Below are 9,938 nucleotides of genomic sequence, written 5' to 3'. Positions count from 1 at the left end.
TATTTTTACTTATTCATTCGGGCCTAGCAATGTACTATACTATGTAGTGTTATTGAAGTGCGGAGTGTGGGTTAAATAATTTCCCTTTTTTCTTGTGGGATGGGCGGGACGCCCGCCCAGAAAGGACGGGCGTCCCGCCCATCCCACAACAAACAGGAAAAGTGGATTTTATTTAATTCTCATTCGGGACGGGCGTCCCGCCCATCCCACAACAAACAGGAAAAGTGGATTTTATTTAATTCTCATTCCTTAGCGGCAACCCGACAGACTGCAAAGTTGACAGAATATCCTGCTTGACTCTTAATAAATTTGCCGCTTTAGCAATCGCAGGCTGCACATCTTCTGTTATCAGCAAATCTACTTCATCAAGATAGTCAAAAACTTCATATATTGGCGATAGCAAACAAATATCGCAGTCCAGATAAATAGTTTTCTCAAAAGGAGATTGTTGATACAAAGCCAGCTTAGCTTTTCGTGAGGCTAAAACAGGATTTTCGTGTTTCGGTGCGGGCTGCAATCTCACATTTCCGAACACCAAAAGTAAGGGATATAAAAATCGCTGGACTCTCTCTATTAAAATAATAATTGGTTCGCGGTGAAACTTCCTGACTGAAGCTAGAAAATGTATGCAGTCTTGAAACGAGTACAATCCAATTAAAAGGGTGAGAAATCCTCTATCTTTTCTCTAACGATAGTAAAAATCGAAATTTAATAAGGCAATTAACTGTGTTTTTAATAACCGATAGAGATATTGCCAATGCTCAAACTGCAATTTAGCCCAAACTTTATCCCAAAAGGTTCTTACTTGATTTTTTTCCCAGTCCCAATGAGCCAAAGAATGCTCCATAATTTGAGCTAGTTCCTCCCACCCATCATTACGAATATTCCACCCAACTTTAGCAGTTGCTAACCCAATGGGATTACCGTCTTTTGTTTTGACTTTTTGCACTTCAAAAAATCTTCCAATCTTTCCCCATTCTTGAATAAACTGAATTTCTTTCCCATTGTCTCTCGCAATTACGAACAAGTTTTCTGGAACAAAACTTACATTATTTAATGGTATTTCTAGCTTTTTTGCTAATTTATGAATTGCCTCTTTTCTCCCAGGCAATGATTGATTTGGTGGATGTTCTAGAATGGGAATAAACTCTTTACAAGTAATTCCTGACATCCATTCTCTCTCCGGCACTTTTCCTAGGATTCTTGTATCTGCATCCACAAAGATTGTCACTCGGCATAATTCTAAGGCTTTTTTTAGTGCAAATCGTTTATCATTATAACAATAATCTACACCTTCGCGACTTTTTTTAAAGGCGAAAACATTCGTCAAATTCTGAAAGTCATTTGGGTTGTCAGTACAAACAACTAGCATCGTCCCTAGAGAATGAGTTTCTAAGTCTGCTGCTAGTTGTTTGGCTAATTCGCGATACTTTTTCCCAAAAGCTAAGGTGCAAAAACAAAAATCTTTGTAACTGTTTAACATTATTTTCGACTCAATTTTTGCACTTGTTTTATTTGAGTTTATGCTAACTGTGACGCTTTTGATGCCACTGCCAAGCATGGGAGATAATGTTCTTAATGTCGGGATATTCAGGAGACCAGCCCAAGGTTTCGATCGCCTTTTTGCTGCTGCCAACCAAAGAAGGCGGATCTCCCGGACGCCGTTCACGCTCAACAGCCTTAATCTCTTTTCCCGTCACTTGACGAGCCGTTTCTATCACCTCTTTCACCGAAAACCCGCCGCCGTTGCCCAAATTAAAGAAATCAGATTTGCCACCATTTAACAAATATTCTAATCCCAAAATGTGAGCAGATGCCAAATCGTTAACGTGAATGTAATCCCGGATGCAAGTACCGTCAGGAGTCTCGTAATCCGTGCCAAAAATCGCGATCGAATCTCGTTTACCCAAAGCCGCGAACAACACCAGTGGGATCAAGTGAGTTTCTGGATTGTGATCCTCTCCTAACAACCCGTTAGGGTCAGCCCCAGCCGCGTTAAAATAGCGGAAACAAACAGACTTGAAATCATACGCAGCGTCAAAATCAGACAAAATCCGTTCTACCATTAACTTAGTAGCACCGTAGGGATTGATCGGATTTTGTGGGTGGTCTTCTGTGAGCGGAATTTTCTGCGGTACACCGTAAGTCGCGCAAGTAGAAGAAAACACCAATTTCTTCACCCCAGCAGCGATCATTGCTTCCAAAAGCGTAATAGTGCCGATGACATTGTTGCGATAATATTTAGCTGGGTCGGTAACAGATTCGCCGACGTAAGCGTAAGCAGAAAAGTGCATTACCGCATCAATCTTGTGCGTAGCAAACAAGTTGTCTAGAAGAGTGCGATCGTTCGTATCGCCAACTACCAACTCGACCTGCAAAGCCCGATCTACTATATCTCTGTGACCGTAAACTAAATTATCCAAAATCACCACACCGTAACCGGCGTTTTTCAGCGCTAATACCGCGTGAGAGCCAATATATCCAGCTCCGCCCGTCACCAAAATAGTTTGTTTGTCTGCACTCATTTTATTCTGCCTGTTTTTGTAGCTGGGATTGCCAAGAGCCTTGTTACTTTGAGACTTCCACATCAGACGCTTTCACACTCCGCGTGAGCCGGAGAATTAAAGCGAAATATATAGGCTTTGCTGTACGCGACGGGACGATCGCACTCCTAAAAAACACTTTTTACACTCCAGACAGATGCTGACTGTGCAAGTCTTTCTGGTCAATCGACAAACTTGAGGCGACCAATTTGGATATAATCAAATATCCGATTAATCTGATGTCGATCCTCTTCGGAAATTTTATCATCTGACAGGATAGCCGAAGTCAAAACTAAGTGTTCCCTGCGACTGATCTTGCCAGATGCTACAATCCGATCGACTTTTTGAGAAATTGTTAAGTTCGATTTGTTGTGAGATGTTCGCATTTATTCGATCGCTTTTATGCCAAAATAGTTAAAGCCGATTGCAGTTATTGACCCAAAAATGGTGCGTACCCGACCGCAAATCAATTTGCTCAACAGCAGAAATAACGTATCAGAGTTTTACTCAGAGTTTTATCAGAGTTTTACTTCCCAAGATAGATATGCGGACTTAATAAATCTGCAATCAGCCTTCGGATAGCGTTCAGACTAACTTAATTATATAATATTTTTCCTAGAGAGGCACTTTTCTATGCAGGTTTATCGGCTTCCGGTACTGTCCGACAATTACATTTTCTTGCTGCACGACCCCGATCGCCACACAGCAGCAGTCGTCGATCCAGCGCAAGCAGAGCCGGTCTTGCAGCAACTGATCTCGCTCGGAGCCGAATTAACAGCAATTTTCAATACGCACCACCACAGCGACCACGTAGGGGGCAACCAACAACTGATCGATCGCTTTCCCCAAATTAAAGTTTACGGCGGCGCAGAAGACCGAGGCAGAATACCCGGACAGCAAGTGTTTTTACAAGCGGGCGATCGAGTTTCTTTCGCCAACAGAACCGCCGAAATCTTCTTCGTACCCGGCCACACAAAAGCTCACATCGCCTACTATTTCCCCCCCAGCAACCCAGGGGAAACCGGCGAATTGTTCTGCGGCGACACCTTATTTGCAGGAGGCTGCGGCAGACTATTTGAAGGCACTCCCGCCCAAATGTTAGCCTCTCTGGGGCAACTGCGAAACTTGCCCGATAGTACGAGAGTCTGGTGCGCCCACGAATACACGCTGAAAAACTTGCAATTTGCCATCAGCGTAGATGGCAACAATCCCGATCTGCAGCAGCGCTGGGGATCCGTCAAGGAAGCGCGCAGTCGATCGCAACCTACAATACCATCATCGATCGGGCTGGAAAAAAGCACAAACCCATTTTTGCGCTGGGATTTTCCCAACATCCAATCAGCCACCAACACCTCCGATCCAGTGCAAACCTTCGCTCGATTGCGCGGCATGAAAGACCAATTTTGACCACTGCAAACAATAAATATCACAATATCCAGCCATAATTCATTGGGGGGGCTTTCCCACGGTTTCGGTATTGATAAGAAAGTGCAGCACTTGAGTTGACATATAGCCTTTCTCAGTAAGTAGTAGTTCCGAATTAATTACACAATATTTCTACTGAAACCCTTGCCTAGCAAGGAGTCTTTATGTAATTAATTTTGTGTGGTTACTTAACATGAGGTGTTCTTGGCCAAACAGGCCCAACAGGGCATTGGCAAAACAGGAAGAGTACCTTACTTTCCTGAGAACCGCTATATCTTCAATATCGTGGTTGTGCCATACTTGCTCGCATTTGAAACAGCCAGAAAATTCCCCGTCGCCTGTGCTGAATCTCGCAAATGGTTCAGAGGTGGGACTCTACGATAAAATAAATTGTCTAGATATCGATATTACCGCAGAACGATCGACATCCATCTTAGGTTTGAAGTGTCACCCTGCTCAAATCAAAAGTTCCTCTGGTTATTTCCCTATTATTGACCGCCATGTGCTTTGCCCAAAGTAAAATGAGCGTTGTTAGAAACCGATGCAAAACCCCCGCAATACTGAACCCCAAGCAAAAATCGATCCCTCTGTTTCAACGGATTCTAACAAAGCGTTCTACCCAGCCGCGCCTTTGCCAACTGATGTAGGGATGGTTCTGCAATTGGCAGATGGTAGCATTCAGGGGTGCAATTCTCACGCCCAGGAGCTGTTGGGGATGACATCAGAACAGATGCAGGGCTGGACTTCAATCAACAGTCGCTGGCAGACTCTGCGTGAAGATGGCTCGGATTTTCCCGGCGAGACACATCCGGCGATGGTGGCGCTGCAAACCGGGCAACCATGCTCAAATGTCATCATGGGCTTTGAGCGGCCACAGGGAGAATTGATTTGGTTGACGCTCAATTCTCAACCTTTATTTCAGGGAGATCGATCGACTCCCTATGCGGTAGTAACCACCTTCACTCCTATCGCTCAACAAAAGCCTGAACCAGTCTGTAACGCGCCCGCGCCCCAACTGTCAGACACCCTCGAAAGTATTTCGGACGGGTTTTTTACTTTGGATCGAGATTGGCGATTTACCTACCTCAATTCGCAAGCAGCGCGGTGGCTAAATCGACCCTCGCAAGATTTGATTGGCAACAACATTTGGGAAGAGTTTCCCGAATCAGCGGGCAGTTTGTTTGAGATCGCATCTTGCACCATTCTCAAGAACGGGCAAGATGCCCGTTCCACAAAAGATGAATTTTCTTCTTGTGGAACAGGCATCTTGCCTGTTCGGGAACAAATTACGGTTAGTTTTGAATCTTTTTATCCGCCACTCAATGCTTGGTATGCGGTACGAGCCTATCCCATCCCATCGGGACTTGCCGTTTATTTTCAAGATGTCACCGAGCAGAAAGCGGATCGGGCTGATTCAATTAAACAAGCACAAACTGTGCAGCAGCAAGTAGCAGAAATAGAGGCGATTTATGCTAGTGCGCCGATCGGACTTTGCTTTATCGATACCGAGTTGCGGTTTGTCCGCATCAACGAGTGGCTCGCAGAAATTAACGGAGTGCCAGCCGTAGCCCACCTCGGCAAAACATTGCGCGAAATCTTGCCAGAAATGGCAGATGATTTAGAGCCGCTTTACCGACAAGTTATTGAAACTAAAGTTCCCCTCAAACAGATCGAAGTTCGCAGGACGAACTCAGCACAGCCAGAACTCGAACAGGATTGGCTGTTGAGTCTCTATCCGCTGAAAGCCGAGGACGATCGCGTCTTGGGAGTGAATGTGACGGTGCATGAAATTACCGATCGCAAAGCTACGAAAAAAGAAATTCAACGGCTCAACCAAGAACTAGAGCGACAAGTCAATGAACTCGAATCGATACTTGATGCTGTACCCGTTGGCATTACGATCGCCCGCGACCCCCAGTGTAAAGTAATTCGCGCTAACCGGTTTGCCCAGTCGATGTTGAAAGTGCCGCCCGATACCAATGTTTCTGGAACCGGAGAGCAAGCTGCAGCCCTTCCGTTTAGACGATTCCGCAACGGAGAAGAAATTCCGGGAGAACAACTGCCCATGCAACTGGCCGTGGCGAACGGCGTTCAAGTGCGAGATGTAGAAATTCAAATGGTGCGCGAGGACGGGGTGGCCTTTGATTGGTTGGTGAATGCGGTGCCATTATTTGACGAACAGGGCGCCGTTCGTGGCTGTGTGGCGGCCTTTATGGATATTAGCGAGCGTAAACAAGCTCTTGCTGCTTTGCGCCACTCTGAGGAACGCTATCGCACTTTGTTTGAGTCCCTAGACGAAGGCTTTTGCATCATCGAAATGCTGTTTGACGCCAACGAAAAGCCGATCGATTACCGCTTTTTGGAAGTCAATCCGGCCTTCGAGAAACAAACCGGACTCGTACAAGCTGTGGGTAAAACGGCGCGACAGATGCTTCCTGAACTCGAAGATTATTGGTTTGAGATGTACGGCAAAGTCGCGCTGACGGGGGAGTCCTTGCGCTTTGAGCATGGCTCGGAAGTCATGAACCGCTGGTTTGAGGTTTCGGCGTTCCGCACTGCTGAGCCGCAGAGCCGACAAGTCGCCATACTTTTTCAAGAAATCACCGATCGCAAACAATCGGAGAATCTCCTGCGGCAACAGGAAGAACAACTGCGGCTGTTCGTCAAACATTCGCCTGCGGGGGTGGCGATGTTTGACCGCCAGATGCGGTATATGCTGGTGAGCGACCGCTGGCTGTCAAGTTACGGGCTCGGCACTCAAAACATTGTGGGCCGATCGCACTACGACATCTTTCCCAATTTGCCCGATCGTTTCAAACAAATCCACCAGCGCTGTCTGGCGGGATCAGTCGAAACCTGCCAAGAAGAGCAGTTTCCCCGCCCTGATGGCTTGATCGACTGGGTGCGCTGGGAAATTCACCCTTGGCGAACCAACACTAATGAGATTGGCGGCATCATGATTTTTTGCGAAATCATCACCGAGCGCAAAAACGCTCAACTCGCGCTCTCTGCGGCCAACCAACAAGTCAGCAATATTATAGAAAGTATTACCGATGCCTTTATGGCGATCGATTCACAATGGCGCTTTACCTACGTTAATGCCACAGCAGAAAAACTGCTTTCTCGCTCTCGAGCAGACTTGCTAGGTCGATCGATCTGGGAGGTATTCCCCGCCGAGAAAGAATCCAATTCAAGGGCATATCAAGAATTTCATCGAGTTGTTTCCGAACAAGTTTCTGTCAAGTTTGAAGAGTTCTCGCCGTCGCTTCAGATGTATATAGAAGTAAGCGCATATCCTGCGACCGAAGGACTTACGGCTTATTGGAGCGATATTAGCGATCGCAAACGCACGGAAGAAGAACTGCGGCAAAAGAATGCGATTTTGAACGTGATTAACGAGTCAGCACCCACGCCAATTTTTGTCAAAAATCGAGAAGGACAGATTATTTATGCCAATCCAGCCACGCTGGAAATAATGGGCAAATCTGCTTCTGAAGTAATTGGTGGTCGCGATATCGATTTATACCCAGTAACAGAACTTGCAGTCACAGTCACGGAAAACGATCGGCGCATTATGGAATCCGGCCAAACAGAAGTCCTCGAAGAATCTCACGATGGCATTAGGACATTTCTGGTAATGAAAGCTCCCTACCGCAATCAGGCAGGAGAAGTCATCGGCCTGATTGGCATCTCCAGCGAAATCACCAATCGCAAACGAGCAGAAGTCGCCATGCAAGAACAAACTAAGTTACTGCAAGTCATCATTGACAGCATTGGTGATGGTTTAATTTTGGCGAACCAACAAGGGGAGTTTGTGTTGTTTAACCGAGCCGCCGTAGGAATATTCGGTCAGCTATCGAATGAAAAATCTTCTGAGGAATGGTCGAGCACTTACGGACTATTTTTGGCAGATAAAAAAACCCTCTTCCCCGCCGATGAACTCCCTCTAGCCAGAGCAATCAAAGGTGAATATGTCAATGATGTAGAGGTATTTGTCCGCCGCGAAGATTCCGAAGATCGCTGGATCAGTATCAGCGGTTATCCAGTAGTTGATACTAGCAGCGAAATCAAAGGCGGAGTGATTGTCTGTCGGGATATCACAGAACGCAAACAAGCTTTATCAGCGCTGCAAGAAAGCGAAGAACGATTCCGCAATATGGCTAACAACGCTCCTTTTATGGTATGGGTAACAGACTCCACAGGCTATTGCACTTTCTTGAGCGAAACCTGGTATGAATTCACAGGTCAAACTGAGGAAACAGGTTTAGGATTGGGTTGGATAAACGCGTTGCATCCAGAAGACCGAGAATACGCCAAGAACGCATTTTTGACCGCCAACGAACGCCAGGAACCGTACAGCGTGGAATATCGCGTCGGGCGCAAGGATGGCGGATATTCTTGGGCGATGGATGCGGCTGCTCCCAGATTTAGCGAAAGGGGACAATTTGAGGGTTATATCGGCTCTGTTATCGACATTACAGAACGCAAACAAGTGGAAACCGAGCGCGATATGGTTCTGCAATTAGAACAAACTGCCCGCGCGGAAGCCGAGCGAGCTAACCGCATTAAAGACGAGTTTCTGGCGGTGCTTTCTCACGAGTTGCGATCGCCCTTAAATCCGATTTTAGGCTGGTCGCAACTGCTCGTCGGCGGCAAGCTAAACGCGAGTCAAAGTGCCAAAGCCTTTGAGACTATTGAGCGCAACGCCAGACTGCAATCTCAATTAATCGAAGACTTGCTTGACGTGTCTCGGATTCTGCAAGGAAAACTCAGATTGAATGTGGCTCCGGTGAATCTGGCAACCATTATTCCGTCTGCTGTGGAAACCGTGCAATTAGCAGCCGAAGCTAAAAAAATTCAAATCCAAACAATCTTAAATCCTGATGTCGGGCAAGTTCTCGGCGATACAAGTCGCTTGCAACAAATTGTGTGGAATTTGTTATCAAATGCGGTGAAATTTACGCCAGAAGGCGGTAGAATCGAAGTTCGATTAGGGCAAATCGCACGCCAAGCTCAAATTCAAGTCACGGACACGGGTAAAGGTATTCTTCCCGATTTCTTGCCTTATGTTTTTGACCATTTCCGACAAGAAGATGGCGCTACAACGCGCAAATTTGGTGGCTTGGGACTGGGATTGGCGATCGTCCGCCAACTGATCGAACTTCACGGCGGAACGGTGTTTGCAGAAAGCCCCGGAGAGGGTCAAGGAGCGACGTTTACGGTGAGATTACCGCTATTCAATGATGATTCTAGAAGGCAGGAGGAGGAAGCCGTTAATTGGTCTGCTTGTCCCGATCTCTCATCCTTGCCACTAGCTGGATTGAGAATTTTGGTGGTAGATGATGAACTCGACTCGCGAGATTTTGTCGCTTTCGTGCTTGAGGAAGCGGGTGCAGAGGTGATTTCCCTGTCATCTGCTGCTGAGGCACTAGAGTCGATCGAACAAACTGCACCGGATTTGCTCGTCAGCGACATTGGAATGCCCGATATGGACGGCTATATGTTGATAAATCGCATCCGCACTCAGCTTGCGCCTGAGTATCGGCAGTTGTTGGCGATCGCCTTAACGGCCTATGCTGGAGAAGCGAACGAGCGGCAAATTTTGCAAGCCGGATTTGACCAACACTTAGCCAAGCCGATCAATTCGACCCAGTTAGTTGCTACTGTAGCGCGATCGATCGCCCGTGAGCGCCTTGAAAATAAAGCCTGAGCGATCGGTAAGAGATTGCACTGTAGTTGATTTAGCTCATTACAGCACCCGCGTTTTGCGTAATTTCAAACTGAATTTGCCCGTTAAAAATATTATCCCTGTTTGTTCCCTCGATCCTCGAATCTCGAACCTCGAATCTCAACATCCATCCTTTACATCCGTTACCTCTGACATCTTGCAGCCATATCAATAAGAGGATTTTTCGTGGGGTCGGGCGGGTTTATAGAACCTATTTGCAAGCTTTAAGGCTGTTGGCGAAC

7 protein-coding genes are annotated in these 9,938 nt (G+C 46.6%); 3 read left to right on the top strand and 4 right to left on the bottom strand.

Features of this window, described 5'->3' with window-relative positions; genetic code table 11:
* Window positions 1-235: 235 nt before the first annotated feature.
* The 4 genes from QUA16_RS34060 to QUA16_RS34045 all read right to left on the bottom strand — a co-directional run bounded on the left by QUA16_RS34060 (window position 236) and on the right by QUA16_RS34045 (window position 2,929).
* Window positions 236-649: a hypothetical protein gene (locus QUA16_RS34060; RefSeq protein ID WP_333181700.1), complete on the bottom strand. Its 414-nt coding sequence runs from the start codon at window positions 647-649 to the stop codon at window positions 236-238.
* A 36-nt stretch (window positions 650-685) separates the two neighbouring features.
* Entirely contained in the window at window positions 686-1,561 is an 876-nt protein-coding gene (locus QUA16_RS34055; protein ID WP_333108927.1) for a hypothetical protein, read from the bottom strand.
* Window positions 1,527-2,525 (bottom strand): UDP-glucose 4-epimerase GalE, encoded by a 999-nt coding sequence (galE, locus tag QUA16_RS34050; protein WP_333108925.1) that lies wholly within the window; start codon window positions 2,523-2,525, stop codon window positions 1,527-1,529. Before galE ends, QUA16_RS34055 begins: the two co-directional genes overlap by 35 nt.
* Before the next feature lie 200 nt (window positions 2,526-2,725).
* Complete coding sequence (locus QUA16_RS34045) at window positions 2,726-2,929, bottom strand: hypothetical protein (protein ID WP_333108923.1); 204 nt, start codon at window positions 2,927-2,929, stop codon at window positions 2,726-2,728.
* Window positions 2,930-3,176: 247 nt separating this feature from the next.
* Between QUA16_RS34045 and gloB the strand changes: the two genes are divergently transcribed.
* The 3 genes from gloB (at window position 3,177) to QUA16_RS34030 (ending at window position 9,871) form a co-directional block, all read left to right on the top strand.
* The gene (gloB, locus tag QUA16_RS34040; RefSeq protein WP_333108921.1) at window positions 3,177-3,950 is read left to right on the top strand and encodes a hydroxyacylglutathione hydrolase; all 774 of its coding nucleotides are present in this window, start codon (window positions 3,177-3,179) and stop codon (window positions 3,948-3,950) included.
* A gap of 559 nt (window positions 3,951-4,509) precedes the next feature.
* Window positions 4,510-9,678 carry a PAS domain S-box protein gene (locus tag QUA16_RS34035; protein WP_333108920.1) on the top strand — a complete coding sequence of 1,723 codons (5,169 nt, stop codon included), beginning with the start codon at window positions 4,510-4,512 and terminating at the stop codon, window positions 9,676-9,678.
* Window positions 9,662-9,871: a hypothetical protein gene (locus QUA16_RS34030; RefSeq protein ID WP_333181698.1), complete on the top strand. Its 210-nt coding sequence runs from the start codon at window positions 9,662-9,664 to the stop codon at window positions 9,869-9,871. Before QUA16_RS34035 ends, QUA16_RS34030 begins: the two co-directional genes overlap by 17 nt.
* The last annotated feature ends 67 nt before the right edge of the window (window positions 9,872-9,938 follow it).

The organism is Microcoleus sp. S13_C3, from assembly GCF_036700905.1.
In the GTDB taxonomy this organism is placed as follows: Bacteria; Cyanobacteriota; Cyanobacteriia; order Cyanobacteriales; family Microcoleaceae; genus Microcoleus.
The sequence above is the reverse complement of the archived record's forward strand: the minus strand, read 5'-3'. Positions and strand labels throughout refer to the sequence as shown.